We start from the raw sequence: 23,407 nt of genomic DNA, 5'->3' as shown, positions 1-23,407 counted from the left end.
TATTCATATACGATAAATGGAAGTGTTGTTATGAGTGAGAGCAGGTTTTCATCGACGGCTGGTTATGTCGATTTCAAGGGTGTACTAAAGCTGAAGGATCTTGAACAGGCGTTAGTGCCCTACAAGGGTGATGATCAATATGATGCGGTGCTCCGATATTACTCCGGCTGCATTGCCGTGCAGGATGCGTCATACCTGTTGGAACCGCTGGGGCTGCTCAAACAGGCGTTGACGGCATTGCGGGGCAGTCGTCGGCGCCGCGCCGCTGAGCTGACGCCAACTGGCGGCTCCGCTGCTGTGGATCTGGCGCACATTCAAAACCAGGTAGAGGATTTTGAAACGCGCCTGCAAAACAGTCTCGATCAATTGAAAGTAGCGGCCACGGAAGTGCCGAAAAAACTGCACTTTGCCTGGCTCGGCGGAGGTATTGGCGTCATTCAACGCGACTACATCAATATCTGGAAGCGCGTGATGGGCGCCGAGGGGCATCAACTTTATCTCTGGTATGACAGTGATGCACTGCTGGCCTATGAAACCAACCGGATTATTGTCGAAGCCGCCAAGGCGGATGCCATGTCCAGCGGAGGGAAGGACAGTACCGATGCATTCGAATTGGGTGACCTTTATGAAGAACGTGCCATCGTCCTCAAACAGCAGATGTATGCCCATATCAAGAAGGCCGTGGAAAACGGCGGCAGTGCCGATGATGCGCGAGTGGACCTGCTGGTTCGGGCCTATGGCCAGGACAAGGCGCGGCTGAATACCCTGAAGGCCGATAACCAGCGCAGCCTGCAGGCATTGGCCGAAGGGAACTTGGCGCTGCGTGATCTGGCTCGGGGTGAAGGGCTTCAACTGAAAGACATCTACGAACGCGAGATCAGCCTGCGTGGCAATTTTGCCTCAGCCTCCGATGTCGTGCGCGCCGAGGCGCTGCTCAGGGAGGGCGGCCGATATGCCGACGTCGACTGTCTGCCACCCTTGCTGGAAAAACTGGGGTCAGTCGACATTCGCGGGTTCAAGACCGATGCGCTCCTGGGCACGCTGCAGTTGCTGCTTGATCGCAATCCCGACTGGATGCCGGGTCGTCAGACCTTGCGCAACAAGTACATGGATTATCTGGAGCAGATTCCATTGGAAAGTCGTGAGGCACTCAAGGGCTTCGCGGACAGCAAACCCGAGTTGAACCGCGTTTTCCGCATGCCGGTGGAGCGCTTGGCTCGTCCATACGAGCTGCGCGCCGTTGTGGTACGGAACTCGTTGAGCAACGCATTTCTGATGGCCCACCCGGGTTCGGCGATGGTCAAGGCCGTGCTCGATCGTTTCAGGCTCAACTATGAAATCGTCGATGCCACCGCTCGCCTGGCCGATGAGCAGAACGTCGCCTTTACCGATGTCGACGCCATGGCCCGTGTTGCAAATCAGGCGGCGACCCAGGTGTTTGGTGCTTTGCATGAGTTGCCACCGGAAGTGGAAATGACCACGTCTTTGTTGGTGCAGGCCGCCGCTACCTACTACAGCGATGGAATCCGCCCCCAGAGCGAAGTGACGATCTACCTGACCGGACCTGGCGCCATGCTCGAGGGCATGGCGGCTCACCTGAGAGCGCATTTCACGCCTCGAACGGCTGAACGGTGGCGAGCGGAAGCCGCCATCCCGGCGGTCACCAGCGTTAACCTGGCCACCGAGGAAGAGCAGGACCACTCCTGGAAGGAGAACGAAAGCGATACCGCGCAATGGCTCGCCAACGAGCAAAAGCGCTGGAAGGAAGGCCGTTTCGCGGCCCGTTACGCCGGTGACATGGCTGAGCTGCTCAAGTACCGCTCGCTCCAGTTCGATGAAGGCTGGCCGCTGCTGGAGGGCCGTCATGTGCTATCCACCGAGTTGCTGCAACATCTGGCCGATGAGCTGGGTGATACCTTCATGGATGCGATGAAGCGCGGTCATACCGGCATGGTGACTTTCGATAAGGCCATCGTGTTGAGTTTTGCCGAGCGCCAGTCGATCCGCGACCAGAGCGCGAGGTTGCTGCCCCCCGCCTCCTTGAGCGATACGCAGACCCAGCGCTTGTCGATCGTTGAACTGTTGGGTCGTCTGGCCAAGGGCAGTTTCGAAGTGGCTCAACTGAGCCCGTTGCAACGCCTGCTGGTGGGGGCGTTGATCGGCGCGCAGGCGCTGGATAACCGCAGCTTCGAGGCGGCTCGCCCACAGCTGGATAACCTGGCCAACAACCTCGACGAGCGCGGCATCGCGGGCAACTACGCGACGATCGAGTGTGTCCTGTTCAAGCTTCAGGCGCCGGCTTTCCAGGCCGGGTTGGCCGACCCGAGTGGTGAGCCGCCCGGGCATTCCGAAACCGCCCTGGGCTTGAAGAAGAAGGCGCTGGAGCAGCCCCTGACACTGCGCCAGTGGGGTCGGCACGTTGCCCGGATCCAGCAGGTGGCGAAGCTTGAGTACCGCGACCGGATCACCGAGCGCCTGGCAACTGTCCTCGATGGCTTCGAGGCTGACACGATCAAGCTTGTCCCCCAGGACTTGTTGCTTCAAGGCGAAGGTGACAGGGTCGGCGGGCGTTGCTATCCGCTGACCCTGGTCATGGCGGCGGCCATGGCAACGGATAAGGCGGCAGTCAACACCCTGCGCGAGCGCTTCTATCTGGGGGCCATAGAGCCAGAGGCAAGCGATTGCGTGACGTTTCTGCAAGGTGTGGAAGCGTTGCGCGAAGTGCAGCTCAGTGACGTCGGCAGTGCCTTGGGGCGCTCGGATCTGAAGCGGGTCGTGGAGACGCTGCAAGCCAGGACGACCACCGGCACGTTGATGCTCAATTCCGACAACCACGCCATGCTGGTGGCCAGGACCTTCGACGGCGAGCGCAGCACCTATCACTTTTACGATCCGAATTTCGGCGTCTTCGAGTTCGAGCATGCCACTCGATTCAGGCAGGCGCTGGAGCGGTTCTTTATCCAGCAGGAAATGGCTGTTCACTATGCGGCGTATGGGGATGCTGCCCGTCCGACGTTCGAACTGATCGAGTTGGACGGTGAGCGGGTGTCGAAAACCTCATTGCCCGGTTCGATCCGGGTCTTGGAGCTGCTGCAACCCGGCGCCTTGCCTGGCCATTCGCAACCCCCAGTCAGGCAGCGCTTGGCCGGTGCCCGCGGGCAATCGCTCATGAACAATCCTCGGCTCGGCAGCAGCCTGTTGGCGCTGGATGGTCACTGGTGGGGACAGCGCATTGCCGAGGTCACGGCCCAGCTCCGGCAGCAGAACCGATTGGCGCCGCAACTTGTGCCGTTGTTCGAAACCCTGGAAATCACCTCGGACGGGTCGTATCGGATCAACCTGATCGATCCGAAAGACCCCGAGCAACTGGTATGGGTCATCTCCGACGATCATCGACTCCTGCGGATCAAGAACTATCTCTCGGAGCGTTTTCTGGCCCTGGCCAACAAACCCTTGGTCCCGAGCGGGCCTGCCGAAGTGGGCAGCGTCCACACCCTCAATGCCGGTTTCAGCATACAGGCGCTGATGTCCGCGTTGACTGAGCGGGAAGGGCCGGACCGCCCTCTGTCCCTGGCAGTGCGGCTGCATGTCTACGTCAATTACGCACAACTGGTGCATGGCAACGTGACCGATGTGGCAGGCTTGGTAGGCCTGGTCCGGCAGGCGCTGGCGGAAGAGAAATTGATTGCCCGCACGGTTGCGCCAGTGGTCAAGGCGGCGGTGGGGTCCAGCGTCAGCGAGGCGACCGGAGGCTTGCTGCAACTGGCGAATGTCGGGTTCGATATCTATCAGTTGTCGACCGCGTCCAGCGGGATCGAGCGCACCCGGTTCGGCACTCAACTGGCTTTCGATTCGGCCGGGCTGGTGCTGTCGGCGGGAGCGCTCACGGTCGGCGCTACCACTGCGGGAGCGTTTCTTGGCGGGGCTGCCGTGATCCTGGGGGGCTTGGCGGTAGGCGTGACGGCAGTGGCCCAGGGCTTCGCCGCCATCGCCGAAGAGGCCAGGCAGGTCGGGCTGTTCTTCGACGAACTGACCAAGGCCCATCTCCAGGCCTATCGGTTTGACGCTCGCAGCGACGCCTGGTTGCCACATTCGTCGCTGATCGTTGGTACGTTGGACCTGGTCCGCGGCGAACTGGCGCTGGATAGCCCGAGGTTGTATCCGTTGCGGGATCATTTCGGCGTGCCGACGTTCGATGACGATTATGACCAGGCGATCGATATCCGCCGGGAGCTGCGCCTGACCGAGCGAGTCAGGTTCACCCCGTCCACCGATCAGGCCGTCGTACTGCCTTGCGTGCCGAGAACCTGTTACCGCTATGAGTACAAGGCGCTGCCATTCGCGGGATTGCGCCATGACACCGGGTTCGACACGGCCCGGCGGCTGGAGAAAAAGAAGGCGGATGGCGGATGGCTGTTCCTGTTTTCGTTCTATTCGTTTCCGAGCGACTACATCCTGTACCGCATGCTCCCGGATTACCGGCCAACCGTGATCGACGTGTTGCTCGACGAGACCGAGCGTTCGCTGGTGGTGCCGGTGCTCCCGACGGTGTGGCACGGAAAGATCAGCTATCGGATCCGAGGCGCGGGCAAGCGCTGCGCAGTGGGCCTCAATCCCGGCGTGAGCCTCACACTCGAGTCGTTGAACCGACAGCGCTCGGGTTGGGTGCTGGATGCGCCCTGGGCCTCTGAGGGCGACATCCGGATCGAACGTTACGCGAAACTGTTCGTGGGCGCCGTCCAGGTGAGCTTCACGGGAACGGGCCTTCATGATGTGCTGCTGCGGATCGCTGGCAATCAGGTGTTCCATGTCGAGCTGGGCGAACGCAAACTCACGCTCATCGAGCAGGATGTGCCTGCGGGCATGGATCGACAGGCATTGCAGCCACACCTCAAGCGCCTGGCGCAAGGTCATCGCCTGGTGATGCCCTATACGCCGGTCCATCGCTACCTGATTCCCTTCGAGAAGTCCGACGAGCCCCGTTACGTCACGGCCTGGTATGACGCGAAGGAGGACCGTTTCCTGTACATCCGTAGCGATATCCCGGGGACTGATGATGCGCTGCTGGGGGCGGTGGCAGGCGACAGTGCCTACTTTTATGAACCGAAGGGCCTGATCATCTGGCAAGTCGATGCGACCACCGGGCTATTGAGTCATCGTTATTGGCTACGGAGCGCAAAGAATGCGGCGACCACCATCCGCAGCGTCGAGGCGGATGATCAAGGGGTGATTCATGTCGAACAGCAAATCACCCGTGCGGACCAGACCCGCGATGTGCTGGTCTATGTCATCCATGATGGGCAATTGCTGTTGAGTTCGATGACTCGGGAGGAAGGGCCGGCGCTGGAATCGGTGTTCAGTGCCAGCGAAACACTGGCCGACTGGACCCAGGTTCTGGGCAGTGGTTACCCCTTCACACCGTATGTCGATAATGAGGCGACTTACGTCACCGTCGATTGGCAGCCGGCGCCCTTTGTTTCGGTCTGCTGGAAAATCGATGCGCAGTGGCGGGACATCGCCTGGGTTCGCCGCAGTGACCAACTGATCATCCGCCCCGCGCCGAAACATAACCATCTGCGCGGCTGGCCGGACTCGATCAAGAACATGACGGATCTGACGTTGCTCACGCCGAGGGACGGCAGCGATGTGTTCATCGTATACGACAGGCCCGGAAAGGAACTGTGCCGCCGGCGGCGCACCCTGGTGGGGGGCAAGTGGCAATGGTCGAGCAAGTGGAAGCAGTACGAGAAGCTGGACAATATCATCGCCCTTGACGATGGCTATCTGGTGCTGACTTCCGACGGACTGTTCTACACCCTTACGGACCAGGGCGAGCTGAGCCTGGGAGGCATGAACGAGCCATGGTTCAAGAATCGGGCCCATTGGTGGTCTGCACTGGAGCCGCTGGCCCGACGACGCGCCACCGAGTGTCTGGCCCTTGTCGGCCTGACCAACTTCAGCGGTGACGCGAAGTTATGTGCGTGGTACATCGGCAACAGGCTGCTACTGGCTGAACCGGGGCATGGCAGGGAAATGCGCTTGCTGAGCGTCACTCCGGATGGCGAGGCGGCCTGGTTATTCGATGTGTCCAAGGGTGAAGTCCATCGCCAGGCGTTCATCGACCCGCAGAAACTTGAGTCGATCTTTGGACGGGGCGCGCAAGTGTTGCAGGCCGACGCGTTGCCGAGGGCGCGGCGTGAATGGGCGCCTTGGCAATTTGTCGAGGTGACGGTCGAAGGTGCGGGGCTGCGTGGTGTGACGCCCGAAGGTGTCGTGGTGTCGCTGCGCAATCGAGCGCCAGCGTTGATCACCGGCGTGACTCGTGAATGGGTCATGGCCCAGGATGGCCGGAAGCAGGAGAGGCTCGAACAATTGGCGGACCGGCCGTTTCGTAGCGCGTTGCTGACCGTGGAGGATCCCAAGGAGCTGCAATGGTTCGTCACTGAGCGCAAACGCTTGATTCGGGTACCCAGGGCCGAGATCCCTGGGGCCTTCGATTTATTGGGGCCCCAGCGGCCGGGCAACGTGCTGCTTCATGAACACAGCCATGGCAAGCTGTTGAGCTACCCGGCCATGGAAGAGGCGGGGCCCCTCGACTACGTCCGGCGTGACGGCGAGGTACTGGTCGTCAGCGGGGAAAAGATCAAGATCGACGATCTGCTGCCGGACGATGTGACCACCTTGGTCCTGCGCATGGGGCAGGGAAGTGTCAGCTACCGGCTGACCAAGGCGGCCTGGCTCAGGCTCGAAGCGGTCGTTCTCAACTGTCGGCCTTCCCTGGACGACGCACCTGCCGAACCTGGCAAGTTGATCTGGGAGCTGGATGACCCGGACAGACTGTTGCTGAGCATTGTCGATGAGCACTTGGTGATCATTGATCCTGATAGTGGACACAGTGTGATTGTTCGTGAGGTGTATGCCAGCGATATCAACTTGCGGGGTGAGGTCTTGCTCAGTTTCGAGGGGCATCGACGTTATGCCGTTTCAAAGTTGATACGGCGTCTGGACGCCCAACCGAATCCCCGCAACAGCATCATGCTGAAGGATCTGCTGAGCGTTTCGAAAGCGGTGGAAAGTAATGCGGTGGGTTAATCAGGTCGCTCAATAAAGCGGAGCTGATTATTGAATGCTCATGGGGCGATTCCTTTTCAAGTTGAATCGCCGCATGAGGTGTTCGCCCAGCTTCTTCTTTATAAGGGTTCTTTTGTTGTTCAAATGAATCCTGTCCAGTTTGAAGAATGCCTGTTGCTGGGTAATTTTTGCCGAGCGCTTTTCCCAGTCCCAAAAGAGAAAGTTGTGTTTCTTTATATCCACGCTCAGTTCGAGCTTGTAGACGGCGATATGGACGTCGTTCCGTGAGTCGTAGCGGGCCGGGATGATCTGAAACGTTTCGCCTTGGCGGGTTTCCCTGTCGAAGGACAGCGTTGCCGGCTGATCGGCTTTCAGGGCATCGAGGGTATCGATCATTGCGTTCGCCTGCCGTGAGTCCTTCATGGCCTGGGCGCCCTGAACCAGGAAGTCTGCCACCGAGCCCGAAACGAGGTGCCGGGTGCGGGTGAAGATGGTGTCGTCATACAGCGACCAGCCGAGGAAATTCAATGTGCGGACATACTCTTCGAACCAGCCTTTGGAGTCGGTATAGCGGTTATGACCAAGGTCGGCTGATCGGGTGGCAATGCTATTGCAGTCCGCGATGTCGTTGTGATCCTGCGGCGAAAGCGTCTCGATATAGGAAAGCAGGTTAGGGCCGGTGACCAGACCGGTCAGTGATTCGTTACTCATGGATGGTCTCCGTAAAAGTTGTCCTTTATAAATACAATGGTGGTCGCTGAATTCAAGTGAGTGAGTGCGCTTATTTAAATCTGGATATTTGTTGGGAGTGGGCGGGAGGTAAGGGAGCTACATATGCTGTAATGGGCTTGAAGTTGCAGTTTGTCTGGAGGGTGAACTAGATTGCAGCTTGTCCGCAGGAGCGGTCATTACATAACCAAGGAAGTTATATGGAACAGTTTGAAAGTGAAGTAAGTATCGAACAGAGTATTGAACTGATCGGTGCGCGCATCAACAGGCGCAAGGCGCTGGTTTCTCCCGGCCGCCGTGTGCGTCGATCCGCAGCGTTGCTGGACAGCCCGACCAAGGACCTGGACGCGCTGATGTTGGGAAACGCGCTGGTAGGCTACGGCGCCAACATGTCGCTCACCAACATGGCGATCATGGAGAACCTGATGACCATGGCGATCATGGAGGCCAACTTTGAGGTGCCGGGCGGCAAGAACACCTTGGCGTGGTATGACGCGTTTATCCGCTGCCTGCATGACCTCGGATGTTTCGTGGCCGATGACGGCTATACCCGCTACTCCGAGAGCTCCCAGCGCGTGGACATGGACTTCGTGATCAGCGATATCGTCAAAGGGATCATCGATGGCGTGAAGGCCAGTGTCCCGGCAGCGTCGGTGCTCGGTGCTGTGGTGAACACCACGATCGACGGGCTGAAGCAGGATAAGCAAACCCTCAATCTGTTCAACAGCCAGGTCAAGACGCCCGAGGGCGCCCGCCTCTCCGTCATTCCCTGCGAGCAGTTGGCCAACGGTATCCTGATCGCCTCGTCCGCCTCCATAAGGCAGACCGGCACTTCGAGTAACGGCGGTGTTCTGTTCGTGAACTGGCAATCGTCGGCGCGGGAAATCTTTCGCGGTAAATCCTTCGTGACGTTCAACCCGGCCCGTTACGAAGAGTTCAGGTCGGACATCGAGGAATACCTGGGCGAACATCGCAGGGAAGTACTGCGCAAGCGCTTCAACCGCCGCAAGCAAGGCTGACGACAGGTCGGTGGGGCTATGGCGCCAGGTAGCCTTTTACGCCGGTAAAGATGATCTGTGCCGCCAACGCACAGACGAATAGCCCCATCAGGCGGCTGACGATCTGCAAGCCCTGGTCACCCAGGATCCGTTCGATGCGGCTGGACAGGTAGAGCACGACACCGACGGTGAAGCTGGCCAGGGCGATGCTGATGATGGCCATGAGTTTGTCGTCCCAGTGCGGCTGGCTCACGCCCATCACCAGCAGCGCACCGATGGTGCCGGGACCGACGGTCAACGGAATGGTCAGCGGGACAATGGTCACGTCCTGCTGGACACTGTCGGTCTGTACAGCCGACTTGCCTTGGGCCATGCCCAGCGCCGAAATGAACAGCACACTGCCGGCGCCGATACGGAACGCATCCACGGTGATTCCGAACACACTGAAAATCACCCGCCCGAACAAATACAGCAGGACGCTGGAGACCAGCGTCGCGATCGCGACCTTCCAGGCCAGGCGTCGCTGCTCCTTGCGCGAATAGCCACGGGTCAGGCCGATAAAGCATGACAACACGAAGAAGGGGCTGTAGAGCACCAGCATCTTCAGGTAAACGCTGAACAGCACATGGAGCATGATCGGGGCTCAGGGCGGGGAAGAGGACGGAAGTCTATCAGGCAGTGTGGCGTCTGTCGGCTCAGGACGTTTGCGCCGTGCGGTTCTGTTGCTCGCGCTGGGCGACCCAGTGCTCGATCAGCTCGCGCAGTTGCGACAGCTCCACCGGTTTGGCCATGTGGCCGTCCATCCCGGCTTGGCGGGCCCGCTCCTTGTGCTCGGCCAGGATGTGGGCGGTGAGCGCTACGATGGGCGTGCGGGTTCGCTGGTTGCCCATTTCCCAGGCTCGCAGCTGCTGGGTGGCGGAAAATCCATCGAGGATCGGCATTTCACAATCCATCAGGACCAGGTCGTAGCGCCGTTCCTTCATGGCCTTGAGGGCTTCCTCGCCGTTGCTGGCGGTGTCGGGTTGCAGGTTGAGCTTGCCGAGCATGCCGCGGATGACCTTGGTGGAAATGCTGTTGTCTTCAGCCACCAGGATGCGGAAGTCACTGGGGACTTTCACCGGTGCAGCGGGACCGGCACTCGATGGGACATTGGGTGCGTGGCCTTTGTTGCGCTGGTTCAGTTCGTCCGCAAGGGTGGTCTTGAGGGTATAGCCGGCCACCGGTTTGGCGAGGATGCGCTTGACCCCGCTGTTGCGTGCCACGATCTTGCTCGGAGCATTGCTGATGCCGGTAAGCATGATCAACAGGATGTCGTGGTTCAGGCTTGGGTCTTCCTTGATCTTGGCCGCCAGTTGCATGCCGGTCATGCCGGGCATGTTCTGGTCCAGCAGCACCACGTCGAAATAGTCCCGCAGGTGAGCCTTGGTGCGCAGCAGCGCCAGGGCTTCCTTGCCCGATGGCACCGCGCTGACATTCAAGCCCCAGGCGCTGCATTGCTGCACCAGCACCTTGCGGCAGGTCTCGTTGTCATCGACGACCAGTACCCGCGCACCTTGCAGCGGGCTGTCGAGATCGGAGGTCGGGTGCTCCAGGCGATCCGGATCCAGCGGCAGGGTCAGCCACAGGGTGCTGCCCTGGTTGCCTCCGCTCTTGATGCCGAATTCCCCGTGCATCAGCATGATCAACTGGCGGGCGATGACCAGGCCCAGGTTGCCGCCCAGGCGCGTGGCCGACAGGAAGTTCTTGCTGTGCAGCTCGGCATGCATGAGCGTGTCGCGTTCCTCGGCGTCCATGGGCAGTCCGCTGTCCTGCACGGCGATGCGCAGGCGCGGTTCGCTGCTGCGCTCGTCGAGGGCCACGACGATCAGCACCTCGCCCTCGTCGGTCTTCTTCAAGGCGTTTTCCAACAGGCTCAGCAGTGCCTGGCGCAGGCGCGTCGGGTCACCGCTGATCACCCGGGGTACCTGGGGCTGGATGAAGCTGATCAGTTCGACATTCTGCTGCTCGGCCTTGGCGCGGAAGATGCTCAGGCAATCCTCGATCAACGCATTGAGATCGAATTGCACATCATCCAGTTCGATCTGACCGGATTCGAGCCGGGAAATGTCGAGGATCTCATTGATCAGCGTCAGCAGCTCGTTGCCGGCGCTGTGGATGGTCTGCACGTAGTCGCGTTGTTTGACCGACAGTGGCGTGCCCAGCAGCAGTTCGGTCATGCCCAGCACACCGTTCATCGGGGTACGGATCTCGTGGCTGATCTTGGCCAGGAATTCCGCCTTGGCGTTGATCTCGGCATTGCTCGCGGCCAGGTCGCGGCTGATGCTGAAGCGGCTCTCGTTGATGGAGCGCTGGCGTTCACCCAAGGCGGCGCTCATCAGCAGGCCGCTGATGCAGATGAACACCAGCAGCGTGACGATCAGGCCCTGGGGCGCGACCTCCGTGAGGCCTTGCAGGGCGGGCAGGATGATCAGCGTACCCAGGTTGAAAACCACCATGGCCGCGACAAACAGCCGTGCCGGGCGGTAGCCCTTCTGCCAGTGCCAGGCGCTGACGAACAGCATGCTCAGGCCGGCCAGGGCCACCAGCGCATAGGTCATGATATTGAGCGGCAGGGTGTTGACGAACAACAGCAACAGACTGCACAGCGTGATGAATACGATGTCCCCCAGCAGCAGCCGGTTCAGCGGATGCGGTCCCAGGGGGGCAAAGAAGCGGTAGGCGAACATCAGGCCGCAAGGCGCGGTCAACAACAGGGCCAGGTAGGCGCCCGGCGTCTGCACCGCCGGCCAATCGGGCAGCCAGCCCCCCGCCAGGTTCAGCAACAGGGCCAGACTCAGCATCAGCAGCCCCTCACAGGCCGCCAGCCACAGGCAACTGCGAGAACGGGTATAGGCGTAGCGGGTGAGGTTGTGCAGGATCAGCATGGCAATGCAGCCGAACAGCAAGCCATAGATCAGGGTCTGGTTCTGATCCGCCGCCGCCATGATGGCTGGCTGCAGGGTGATGTACGGACGCAGTTGGTGCCGGGATGCCAGTCGCAGGTAAACGTCCAGTGGCTTGTCGCTGCGGGGCAGGGCCAGCATGAAGTCGCTGCTGGGCACCGGGTGCTCGTTGCGGGCCAGGGCATTGCCGGTGATCTGCTGGTCGACCAGGGCATCGCCGTCCAGCACATAGAGATTCAGGCGCGACAGGTCGGGGGCAAAGATGCGCAGGATCTGCTCATGCTTGTCGGGTGCCAGCCGGAAGCGCAGCCACAGGGCGCCATCGGGCTCGGCGGCCTGGAGACGGTCGAGATCGATGGGGCTGAATTGGTTGGTGTAGCGGGCGGAGCGGATGTCGCTCAGCTTCAGGTCGCCCTGTTCGTCGAGCAATACCGCCCAGCCACTGCCTGGCGCGGCCTGGGCCGGAAGCAGGCAGAGCAGCGTCAGCAGGGTGACGGTAAAGCCTATGGCGATCCTGAGCCAGCGCACGGCGAAATCCCTTCGTAGGTTGATGCCAGATTATAACTATGCGCGGCGCCCGGACAGACAGGCAAGGGCCACGGAGCCCTGCCTGGCTGAAAGGCCGGGTTATTGCAGATTTTCGCCACGCTCGCGGGCAATGGCACGATAACCAATGTCCTTACGGTAGAAGCAACCTTCCCAATCGATTTCGGCGGCAAGCCTGTAGGCCTGCTGCTGAGCGGCGTCGACACTGGCGCCCATGGCGGTGGCGCACAGCACACGACCGCCGGCGGTGACGACCTGGCCGTCCTTCAGCGCGGTCCCGGCATGGAAAACCTTGCCTTCCAGCTGCGCCGCGGCCTCCAGGCCACGGATCGCGCTGCCTTTGGCGTAGTCGCCCGGGTAACCGCCGGCTGCCAATACGACACCAACGCTTGGGCGCGGATCCCACTGGGCTTCGACCTTGTCCAACGCCTGGGCCAACGCGGCTTCGACCAGCAGTACCAGGCTCGATTGCAGGCGCAACATCACCGGCTGGGTCTCAGGATCGCCGAAACGGCAGTTGAATTCGATGACTTTTGGGTTACCAGCCTTGTCGATCATCAGGCCAGCATAGAGGAAACCCGTGTAGACGTTGCCTTCCTCGGCCATGCCGCGCACGGTTGGCCAGATCACCTGGTCCATGACGCGCTGGTGCACCTGGGCGGTGACGACCGGTGCCGGGGAATAGGCACCCATGCCGCCGGTGTTCGGGCCGCTGTCGCCATCGCCGACACGCTTGTGATCCTGGCTGGTGGCCATCGGCAGGACGTTCTTGCCGTCCACCATGACGATAAAGCTGGCTTCTTCGCCATCGAGGAACTCTTCGATCACGACCCGGGAGCCGGCGTCACCGAAGGCATTGCCGGCCAGCATGTCGCGCACGGCGTCTTCGGCTTCGGCCAGGGTCATGGCCACGATCACACCTTTACCGGCGGCCAGGCCATCGGCCTTGATGACGATTGGAGCGCCTTTATCCCGCAGGTAGGCCAAGGCCGGTTCGATCTCGGTGAAATTCTGGTAGTCAGCAGTCGGAATCTTGTGCCGGGCCAGGAAATCCTTGGTGAAGGCTTTCGAGCCTTCCAACTGCGCGGCGCCGGCGGTCGGACCAAAGCAGTCCAGGCCACGGGAGCGGAACAGGTCGACGACACCGGCGACCAACGGCACTTCCGGACCGACGATGGTCAGCGAGACGTTCTTCTCGGCGAAGTCAGCCAGTTGCTCCAGGGCCAGCACGTCGATCGCGACGTTCTCGCACTTGGCCTCGATGGCGGTCCCGGCATTGCCCGGTGCCACGAAAACCTTCTGCACGCGCGGGTCCTGGGCCACTTTCCAGGCCAGGGCGTGTTCACGGCCACCGCTGCCAATGATCAAAACATTCATTTCAAAAACCTCGGATGACGCTGATTGGGGCTGATCGTTCCCACGCTCTGCGTGGGAATGCCTCTACGGACGCTCTGCGTCCAGGGACGCGGAGCGTCCCGGGCTGCGTGCCCACGCAGAGCGTGGGTACGATCAATGGGTGTATCAGTGGCGGAAATGACGCATGCCGGTGAAGACCATCGCGATACCCGCTTCATCGGCGGCAGCGATGACTTCTGCATCACGCATCGAACCACCCGGCTGGATCACCGCAGTGATACCGACCTTGGCCGCGTTGTCGATACCGTCGCGGAACGGGAAGAACGCATCGGATGCCATGACCGCGCCCTGGACCTGCAGACCGGCGTGCTCGGCCTTGATCGCGGCGATGCGGGCCGAGTTCACGCGGCTCATCTGGCCGGCGCCGACGCCGATGGTCTGGCGGTTCTTGGCGTAGACGATGGCGTTGGACTTAACGTACTTGGCGACTTTCCAGGCGAAGATCAGGTCGTTGATTTCCTGCTCGCTCGGGGCGCGCTGGGTCACGACTTTCAAGTCGGCGCTGCCGATCATGCCGATGTCACGGCTCTGTACCAGCAGGCCACCGTTGACGCGCTTGTAGTCCCAGGCCGGCGCACGGTCTGCCGACCATTGGCCGCAGGCCAGCAGGCGCACGTTGGCCTTGGCGGCCACGATGGCGCGCGCTTCTTCGCTGACCGAAGGCGCGATGATCACTTCGACGAACTGACGCTCGACGATGGCTTTGGCGGTCTCGGCGTCCAGTTCACGGTTGAAGGCGATGATGCCGCCGAAGGCCGATTCGGTGTCGGTAGCATAGGCCAGTTCGTAGGCCTGGCGGATACCGCCCTCGGCGTCCGGGCTCACGGCCACGCCGCACGGGTTGGCGTGCTTGACGATCACGCAGGCTGGCTTGACGAAGCTCTTCACGCATTCCAGCGCGGCGTCGGTGTCGGCCACGTTGTTGAACGACAGTTCCTTGCCTTGCAGCTGGGTGGCGGTGGCGATGCCGACTTCGGCAGGCTTGGCTTCCACGTAGAACGCCGCGCTCTGGTGCGGGTTCTCGCCATAGCGCATTTCCTGGGCCTTGACGAACTGGGTGTTGAAGGTGCGCGGGAATTCGCTGCGGCCTTCGGTCGACAGGGTTTCAGCGGCCTGGTTCACAGTGCCCATGTAGTTGGCGATCATGCCGTCGTAGGCTGCGGTGTGTTCGAAGGCCTTGAGCATCAGGTCGAAGCGCTGGGCGTAGCTCAGGCCACCGGCCTTGAGGTTTTCCAGCACATTGGCGTAGTCGCTGGCGTTGACCACGATGGCTACGTCTTTGTGGTTCTTGGCCGCCGAGCGGACCATGGTCGGGCCGCCGATGTCGATGTTCTCGATGGCGGTCGGCAGGTCGCAGCCCGGCTTGCTGATGGTGGCTTCGAACGGGTAGAGGTTGACCGCCACCAGGTCGATCGGCTTGATGCCGTGTTCGTTCATGATGGCGTCGTCGATACCGCGACGGCCCAGGATCCCACCATGGATTTTCGGGTGCAGGGTCTTGACCCGACCGTCCATCATTTCCGCAAACCCGGTGTAGTCCGCGACTTCCACTGCGGCGACGCCATTGTCCTGCAGCAGCTTGAAGGTCCCGCCGGTGGAGAGGATCTCGACGCCCAGCTGTTGCAGTTCGCGGGCGAATTCGAGGATCCCGGTCTTGTCGGAGACGCTGATCAAGGCGCGGCGGATCGGCAGGCGGGTGGTCTGGTCGGTCATTTCAATTTCCATCAAAAGCAAGGGAAGTCAGCAAAAAAGGCGACCGTTTTTTACGCGGGCGCCTTTCTGGTTTGATTGAATGCTTATAGCAGATCGTACTGCTTGAGTTTCTTGCGCAGGGTACCGCGGTTCAGGCCCAGCATCTCGCTGGCCTTGGTCTGGTTGCCCTTGACGTAGTTCATCACGCTTTCGAGCAGTGGCGCCTCGACTTCGGAAAGCACCAGGTTGTACACATCCGTGACGGCAGCGCCCTCAAGGTGGGCGAAATAATTGTGCAGCGCCTTCTCGACACTCCCGCGAAGGGTCTGACCCTCTTCGCTAGGCGTATTGAGGTGCTGTTTCAAATTCACGTTGTCGCTCACGGGTGTTATTCCACTCACTAAAGTCTCGGTCATCATCGTCATGCGGCCACCCCTTCGTCCCCTGTCAGGCTCTTGTAACGTTCAGCGAAGAAGGCCTGAACGTCGGCGCATTGTGCTTGCGTACCATCCAAACGATTGAAGCGGGCGCGAAACTCCCTGGCGCCCGGCAGGGTTGCGAGATACCAGCCGACATGCTTGCGCGCGATGCGCACGCCCATGACTTCTCCGTAGAAGGCATGCAGCGCGGCCAGATGCTCCAGCAGAATTCGTTCCACCTCGGACATTTGCGGCGCAGCGAGCTTTTCGCCAGTGCGCAGGAAGTGTTCGATCTCACGGAAAATCCAGGGCCGCCCCTGAGCGGCCCGGCCGATCAACAGGCCATCGGCACCGGTCGCGTCCAGCACGTACCGGGCCTTCTCTGGCGAGTCGACATCGCCGTTGGCAAACACCGGTATCGACACCGCCTGCTTGATCGCGGCGATGGTGTCGTACTCGGCCTCGCCGGTATACAGGTCGGCACGGGTGCGGCCATGGACCGCCAACGCCGTGATTCCCGCCTGTTCGGCGATCTTCGCCACCGTCAGGCCATTCCTGTTCTCCCGGTCCCACCCGGTGCGGATCTTCAAGGTCACCGGCACATCGACTGCGGCGACGACCGCCTGCAGGATCTCGGTAACCAGGGCCTCATCCTTCAACAGCGCCGAGCCGGCAGCCTTGTTGCAGACCTTCTTGGCCGGGCAGCCCATGTTGATGTCGATGATCTGTGCCCCCAGCGCCACGTTGGCCCGGGCCGCCTCTGCCAGCATCTGTGCATCGCCACCGGCGATCTGCACCGAGCGGGGCTCGGGATCGCCTTCGTGGATCATGCGCAGACGTGACTTGCGGGTGTTCCACAGGCTCATGTCGCTGGTGACCATTTCCGAAACCACAAGACCGGCGCCCAGCCGTTTGCACAACTGACGAAAGGGCTGATCGGTGACGCCCGCCATGGGGGCGAGAACCAGACCGTTCTGCAGTGTGTATGGGCCGATGCGTACCGCCGACATAGGACTTCCCTGAAGTGGGGCCGGATCATGAGACTTCGAAAAAGGGTTGGCATGATACCCGCTCTCGATGACTGGATAAAGATCGAATTGGATAAAATCTGAACAGCTATTTTGTTATCGCCAGCGGTTTGGTCCGGCTGGGGTGGGTCAGAAAGCTGCCGTCAATCGACTGGCCCCGGCGGCTTCACTCGGGCGAGTGGAAGCTCAGACTGTAGTTCACTGCCTTGGGGCCCGGGTCAAGGATGTCCAGGGCGATATGAATGGGGGTCTGGGGCGGCATTTCCCCCAGGCCCTCCAGATCGCCGCCCAGGTACTCTCCGGGCTTGAAGCGACGGCTGGCGATCAAGTGCCCGTTAAGGTCGGCGAAGCGCAGTTCCAGCAGCGGAAAAGGCTGGGAGAAGGGCGCACGATTGTAGATGATCGCGTCCACCACCAGGGCGCCGCTGAAGTCCGGATGACTGCGTACCACCAGGTTGCTGCTCTTGATCTTGGCGATATCGACTTTGGATGGCACGTCACAGCCAATGGTCGGGCAAATCTGCAGGAACCACGGGCGGTACTGGTCCTGGCGGGCCAGTTCCTCGAAATGGTAGGCGATGTACTGGCCCGCCAAGGCCCCGGCGGCCAGCAGGATCAACAGTCCCCACAACAGGCGGCGACCCCAGGGCGAGCGACGCTTGCGCCAGTCCAGTTGCAACGGATCGTCGTCAAGGTCCTGAAGGACTTCGGCGCGTATGCCGGGCTCCTGGCGTTCGCGTTTCTTGCGCGACGGGGCCGGCTCTTCATCGATGTCGTCGATATCGTCGGTGGCGGACAGGCGCTCGAGGTGTTCGTCGGGCTCATCATCCGGCGCCAGGTGCAGCGGCGCGCCAGGTTCATCGTCCGGCTCGAGTGGTTCAAGCGTCAGGGGCAGGGACAGGGATGGCTCGGTGCGTGGTGGCCGGACGGGCTCATGGGGGGCGAACGGTTCGATGGGGGGCTGGGCCACGGCTTCCGCGCGCTCGGCGGGAGACTCGCTGTACAGGCTGTCGGACCAGGGTTCCTGCTCGCCGGAGAGGTGGTCCCGCTGTGCGCTCAGGTTATCTTCGCGGCGTCGGCCGAAGGAGTCCGGTGCCCGTTTGTCACGCCGTTCCAGGCGAGCCAGTTCCTTGTCCAGGTCATCCAGGTCCAGCTCGGCGGCGGTCCACTGCTTCTGGCTGATCGCCCGGGGGGCTGCTTCGACGGCGGCAGGTCGGATGGGCGCGGCGATGGTGGGAGCGGGCTCCCTGGCTGTCCGTTGTTCCAGCAATTGCCGTGCGGCGTTGAAGACTTGCAGGCACGAGCCGCAGCGAACCACCCCGCGGGCCACGCTCAATTGAGCATGGCTGACGCGAAAACTGGTGTGGCAATGCGGGCACTGGGTGACGAAACTGTCAGTCATGCGGCAATCCGGTGGATACAGGCGGCCATTCTAGCGCCGACGTCCGGTGATGCGCACCCAGCCATCGCGATTGGCAATAGGGTCCAGGTCAAAGTCGGCGGCATAAGCGGCGGCGACTTCCTCGCCCTGTTCAGCCAGGATGCCCGACAGCGCCAGTCGCCCGCCCGGCTTGACCAGGCTCGACAGTTGCGGCGCCAGGGAGACCAACGGTCCGGCGAGGATATTGGCCACCAGGACGTCGGCCTGGACCTGGGGCAGGTCCTGCGGCAGATAGAGTGGGAACGATGCTTCGGCAATGTTGTTGCGCCCGGCGTTGTCGCGGGACGCTTCCAGGGCCTGGACGTCGATGTCGGTGCCGACTGCTTCCCTGGCTCCCAGCAGCAACGCGGCAATGGCCAGGATGCCCGACCCGCAACCGAAGTCGAGCACATCGCAGCCCTTGAGGTCCTGGCCGTCGAGCCATTCCAGGCACAGCGCGGTGGTCGGGTGGGTGCCGGTACCGAACGCCAGGCCCGGGTCCAACAGCAGATTGACGGCGTCCGGCTCCGGCGCCGCGTGCCAGCTCGGCACGATCCACAGTCGCTGGCCAAAGCGCATCGGCTGGAAATTGTCCATCCAGCTGCGTTCCCAGTCCTGGTCTTCGATCACTTCGCTGTGATGTTCGGGCAGCGGGCTGCCGGTCAGCAGTTCCAGATGGGCCAACACGCTGGTCGCTTCGGTGCCACCTTCGAACAGGGCCAGCAGGTGGGTGTGGGACCACAGCGGTGTGGTGTTGAGTTCCGGCTCGAAGATCGGTTGGTCTTCGGCGTCCATGAAGGTGACCGATACGGCGCCTACTTCAAGAAACGCATCTTCGTAGGTTTCGGCTTGTTCCGGGCTGATGGCCAGACGTACTTGCAGCCAAGGCATGGCGGGCACCTTTGGAAATAAATCTACAGGAAGCAGCCCTGGCGGTCTGTGTGGCCACCAGGCTGCGAAAGCTGCGCAGTGTACGCCAGGTCGCCGTCAAAGTGGATAAGCCCGGCGGCCCGTGCGGCTGATTCGAGCTCAGGTCGCGGCTGCTGTCGGGCGTGGTGTTTCGATATATATATGTATGACATGGAGGTGTTATGCGGCGGATAAGGTGAGGGTCCACACAACAGGGAGGAACGTGATGGACAACACTGCCGAAGGGCAAAGCAAGGTGAATGGCGCGGGACCGGTTGCTGTTCCGCAGGCGGAAACCGCACACGTCGTTCTGGAACGACTGGCGCGCTGGAAGGCCGTTATCGACCCGCGACTGCAGGCCCAGATGACCTTGCTGGAGGTGCTGGAGGAGTATCTGTTGGTCGAACTGCGTACCCGCTATCAGGAAGGCAATATAGACCCGCATTTCATCGGCACGCTGATGGACACGGTGCTGCAACGGATGATCGACGACAAACCGCTCGAGCCTGACCAGGAATACGACGTGGCGTTTCGTTGGCCTGGCGGGCCCGACAGGGGGTTTGCGGCGGAGCGTCAGGAGGTCATTGTCCAGGTGGTGGAATCTGTCGCCTGGGGGGGCATTCAGCACTACAAGGACTACCTGCGTCGTTATTGGCGAATGACAACCGGCGACGTCTCGCTCGAGGGCTTGGTCCAGCAGAAGCTCAATGAGCACATGGCGGCCATCGACAGGATTTTTCAGTCCGATCAGTTGGTGGGCCTGGACGTCGATGAGCTGCGCGAGCGCATCGAAAAGCTCCAGGACGGTTGGGGTCGCATGAGTGAAGCGACGGCACTGGCCACTGCGCAGGAGCGCCGGGATCTTGATGCATTGGCACGTTTGCAATTGCTTCATTGGCTGCGGGTGTTGGATGAGCCCGGGCGAGCGTCGCTACAGCTGCTTCAGGAGCGGACGTTACAGGCGCAGGCGCTGGTCGACGAACTGCTCGATGGCTTGGGCTCGCTGCGGGCCTTCGCCCGACAACAGGCCAAAGCGTATGTCAGGCATGAACTGGACATGGCCGTCGAGCCGGACAGCGTTCGAGTGACGTTGCAATGGAAAACGGTCGTTGACCAGCCGATACAACGTCACAGTCTGAGCGACCTGCTGGTGGCCGGCCCGGTAAGGTCGGATGCCGTGTCGGTGCTCCTGGTGGAAAATGGCGCGATGCTGCGCAATCAGCCCCTTTCATCGGCGTTCATCAGCCGGTTATTGGCGGACGTGGATGCGCCTGCGGGGTACTTGCAGGCGCTGGCCGATCGATATGATCGGACGGATCTTAAACGCGCCATGTTCGACTGGCTCGCGGCCCGACTGCAGCAAAGCGCATTCATTGCGCGTTGCGCGGGGCATTTGAAGGCGGCCAATCATGATGCGGTCAAAGCCCTGTGGGGAGAGGGCGAACCTTCGGTACGGCGCGCCCGCCTGCTGCATGTCACCGGCCTGGTGCTGCCAAACGGCTTGCGCTGTGCCGATCTGCTGCTGTTTTTCCGCGAGGACATGCAGGGCGATCTGTTGCTGTATGCGCCCGCCAAGCCAGATGGCCAGGAATGGATCGAGTTGCCGTCGCTGTGGGCGGTGAGTGTGGAAATAGGCACATGGACCCGAAACGAGGCTGGGCGCGAATACCTGGCGCAGCAGCTGTCCCCGGATGATCGCGAGACGGCCCGAGAATACTTTGCCCACGTGGTGGACAAGCCGGTTTCCTGGGACTCGGGCAAGGATCTCAGGGCCGGGGGGACCGGGTTCAGGGCATGTCTGGAAAACATCGTGGCCATGGGGCTGGCCCATAACCTGGCGCAGGTGCAGTTGGACGAGTCGCCTCGCTGGTACTCCGCGCTGCCGCTTGATTCCCGTCGAAACATCAGCAGTTTGAGCCAGGAGCTCCTGGTGCATCAGCGGGCATTCAACGAGCAGCTTGCGGACTTCGAAGTCTTCGTGGACTTCGCCAAGCGCACGGTCGCCAAGGCGATCACGCCTTATCTGCGCAGGAGGGGGGTACTTGAACCGGTCGATCCCGCGACGATCCTCATCGACTACAGCCCGGGGCTCGCGGGTCGTGACACGAAGACCGCGAGCCTGCTGGATCTGGTGATCCATGGGTATGACGACAACTCGGGTATCGATGACCCCCGCAAAGGTGTGCGTTCCTCTGTCGGGCAGGACCTGAGGCAGGTCCGCAGTGCCGAGCTGGCACTCTATATCCGGCGGGCTTATGTGGGCGAGCGCTATGGGAAGGAAACCCGCGCCAAGTTCCTCGACGTCGATTCGCCTGCCTACATCAAGCGTCGCAATACCTACCGCCACATGCTGCTGATCCGAATGGACCGTGACCTGCGCGTCGCGAAGGGCAAGGGCCTGTTGAACGATTCGGAGTTCTGGTGGCTCACCCGGCAAGTCACCCTGCTCGGGGAGTCGGTGCCGGTGTTCGGCCCTGAATATCCGGGAACTGTGGTGAGGCGCGAGGGCGTGGTCAGGTTTACCGTCGATGGGCATGTCGTATTGGGCGTTTACGTTTTCACCTACTTCGATCCGAAACGTTCATCCTGGCTGTACACGCCAGACGCGCCGGACGGCGTCACCTTTCGCCGGTACCGGGATTTTTCCGGAGGGGTTGCAGCGCGACTGCATGATTATGTCGTGGGGCGGGTGGCGCTCACCGCCAGGGAAAAGGTAAGGCGCTCGCTGGTGGCCCTGGCGACGGCGAGCGCTCGCGTCGATGCGTTGCGCGAACTCAATCGGGTGATCGACATCCGGGCCGAGTTCGATGCCTATATCGAGCGCAGCGTCACTGATGTGGAGGATGTCACCACCAGCCGTACCGAAGTGATCGAGGGCCAGGTCATCAAGGGTCTGCTCTTTGCGTCAGCGCCGGTATGCATGGTGTATCCCCCTTTTGTCCTGCTGCTGGATATCGCCCTCATTACCGTCAGTTCCGGGCAGGCCATCGAGGCGCATGTCCAGGGCGACACGGAAAGCGCGCTGTGGCATTGGATGTTCGCGGCCTGGGGAGCGTTGTTCGCCCTGTTTGGGCCGCAGATTATGGGCGCTGTCAGGCATCTGTGGCACGTCGTGAAGCCTGTATCGTTGTCCGTCCAGCGCTTGAGGTATGCAGCCCTCGTCGCCACCAAAGAGAGTGATCTGACGCTACGACCCATACGCTTCAAGGCGCATCAGGCCGTCAAGAGAGTGCCTGAAAACCTGGTGGAGGTGACTGAAGAGGGCATTTTCAAGGGCACCTGGCGTAGCCCGTCCAGTGCTTCACAACCACGGGACATCCACTTTATCAAGCATAAAGGCAGGTACTACCAGGTGAAGACGCATCCCTCTTTTAATGGTCTGCGCCTGGTGGATGCCAGGAGTCCCGGGGCGCTTTATCAGGAGCCCCTGCGCAGGATGTCGAATGGCAAGTGGATCTACGATAAGCCGGGCTTGCTGGGTGGAAACGGCGAGGTGTCCTACCTTGGGCGAGTGGATGACTTGCGGGCGGCGTTTCCTGGTCATGTCTTTCCGGATGTCTCAAGGGGGGCGTTGCAGGGCGAGGCGGTAGTGGCGAGGTTCAGCGAGGCGGTCGCGGACAATTATCTGTTCTCCCTGAACGCGCAGACCTGCGTGATCGCTTCGCTGCACAACCCGACCACTGGAATGGGGGCTGTCATTCACTTTGATCACAATATCCGCGCGCTGATCGAGCGCTGTCTGCGAGACATAACGCAGCGTCTGGGCGGAGTGGCGCAGGATATTCGTGCCACCCTGGTGGGTGGGGATTGGCTGACTGGCACTGACATCGGCGGGCGGGTCAGGTCGGCGATGCGGCGCCAGGGCCTGCAACCCACGTGGGATTACTGGTCGTACTCTTCCTGTTTCGGCAGTACCTACGGTGTCGCGCTGGACCTGCGCAGTGGCGTGACGTCGGTGTTCAAGACATCGCGCGGCCAGGTCGAACGCTACTACATACCGGTGCTGGCGCGAGCGAAAAAGAGTGCCGATCCGGTGTCGGTGCGGGCACGGGGGTTCATGAGGCGCGTGCGCAACGAGCCCCTGGTCGCCAATCCCAGTGGTGCCATCAGCACTGGGCAGGGGAGGCCGGTGACTTCGGCGCAGATCGAAGCGCAAGCTTTCTCGACGGTGCTGCTGAGCTGATCGCTCGGCAGGCAAAAAAAAGACCCCGGCCAACGGACCGGGGTCTTTTTTTAC

General features: G+C 61.4%; 12 protein-coding genes. 3 read left to right on the top strand and 9 right to left on the bottom strand.

Going from position 1 to position 23,407, the window contains the following annotated elements; translation table 11 throughout:
• Positions 1–30: 30 nt before the first annotated feature.
• Complete coding sequence (locus tag CGA22_RS11315; protein ID WP_041023821.1) at positions 31–7,092, top strand: TcdA/TcdB pore-forming domain-containing protein; 7,062 nt, start codon at positions 31–33, stop codon at positions 7,090–7,092.
• 27 nt (positions 7,093–7,119) lie between these two features.
• Here the strand turns inward: CGA22_RS11315 and CGA22_RS11310 are convergent, their stop codons facing one another.
• The gene (locus tag CGA22_RS11310; RefSeq protein WP_041023822.1) at positions 7,120–7,782 is read right to left on the bottom strand and encodes a hypothetical protein; all 663 of its coding nucleotides are present in this window, start codon (positions 7,780–7,782) and stop codon (positions 7,120–7,122) included.
• A 218-nt stretch (positions 7,783–8,000) separates the two neighbouring features.
• Between CGA22_RS11310 and CGA22_RS11305 the strand changes: the two genes are divergently transcribed.
• A complete protein-coding gene (locus tag CGA22_RS11305) occupies positions 8,001–8,819 on the top strand; it encodes a hypothetical protein (protein ID WP_041023823.1) in 819 nt (272 codons plus the stop codon).
• Between the two features lie 16 nt (positions 8,820–8,835).
• On the opposite strand, the gene CGA22_RS11300 is transcribed toward CGA22_RS11305, so the two are convergent.
• From CGA22_RS11300 to prmA, 8 genes are all read right to left on the bottom strand, one after another.
• Entirely contained in the window at positions 8,836–9,432 is a 597-nt protein-coding gene (locus CGA22_RS11300) for a MarC family protein (protein ID WP_041023824.1), read from the bottom strand.
• Positions 9,433–9,493: 61 nt separating this feature from the next.
• Positions 9,494–12,268, bottom strand: a complete 2,775-nt coding sequence (locus CGA22_RS11295; RefSeq protein WP_041023825.1) for a hybrid sensor histidine kinase/response regulator — start codon at positions 12,266–12,268, stop codon at positions 9,494–9,496.
• 99 nt (positions 12,269–12,367) lie between these two features.
• On the bottom strand, positions 12,368–13,663 hold the full coding sequence (gene purD, locus CGA22_RS11290; protein ID WP_041023826.1) for a phosphoribosylamine--glycine ligase: 1,296 nt from the start codon (positions 13,661–13,663) through the stop codon (positions 12,368–12,370).
• A gap of 144 nt (positions 13,664–13,807) precedes the next feature.
• Positions 13,808–15,415, bottom strand: a complete 1,608-nt coding sequence (gene purH, locus CGA22_RS11285) for a bifunctional phosphoribosylaminoimidazolecarboxamide formyltransferase/IMP cyclohydrolase (RefSeq protein WP_041023830.1) — start codon at positions 15,413–15,415, stop codon at positions 13,808–13,810.
• A gap of 83 nt (positions 15,416–15,498) precedes the next feature.
• Positions 15,499–15,819, bottom strand: coding sequence for a DNA-binding transcriptional regulator Fis (fis, locus tag CGA22_RS11280; RefSeq protein WP_024781407.1), 321 nt, complete (start codon positions 15,817–15,819; stop codon positions 15,499–15,501).
• Positions 15,816–16,823: a tRNA dihydrouridine synthase DusB gene (dusB, locus tag CGA22_RS11275; RefSeq protein WP_041022520.1), complete on the bottom strand. Its 1,008-nt coding sequence runs from the start codon at positions 16,821–16,823 to the stop codon at positions 15,816–15,818. Before dusB ends, fis begins: the two co-directional genes overlap by 4 nt.
• A 184-nt stretch (positions 16,824–17,007) precedes the next feature.
• Positions 17,008–18,243 carry a DUF3426 domain-containing protein gene (locus CGA22_RS11270; protein WP_041022521.1) on the bottom strand — a complete coding sequence of 412 codons (1,236 nt, stop codon included), beginning with the start codon at positions 18,241–18,243 and terminating at the stop codon, positions 17,008–17,010.
• Between the two features lie 30 nt (positions 18,244–18,273).
• Positions 18,274–19,152: a 50S ribosomal protein L11 methyltransferase gene (gene prmA, locus CGA22_RS11265; protein ID WP_041022522.1), complete on the bottom strand. Its 879-nt coding sequence runs from the start codon at positions 19,150–19,152 to the stop codon at positions 18,274–18,276.
• Between the two features lie 244 nt (positions 19,153–19,396).
• On the opposite strand from prmA, the gene CGA22_RS11260 reads away from it, so the two are divergent.
• The gene (locus CGA22_RS11260; protein WP_188258586.1) at positions 19,397–23,353 is read left to right on the top strand and encodes a dermonecrotic toxin domain-containing protein; all 3,957 of its coding nucleotides are present in this window, start codon (positions 19,397–19,399) and stop codon (positions 23,351–23,353) included.
• The last annotated feature ends 54 nt before the right edge of the window (positions 23,354–23,407 follow it).

The sequence above is a fragment of the Pseudomonas sp. PSB18 genome (assembly GCF_014596565.1).
GTDB lineage: Bacteria > Pseudomonadota > Gammaproteobacteria > Pseudomonadales > Pseudomonadaceae > Aquipseudomonas.
The sequence above is the reverse complement of the archived record's forward strand: the minus strand, read 5'-3'. Positions and strand labels throughout refer to the sequence as shown.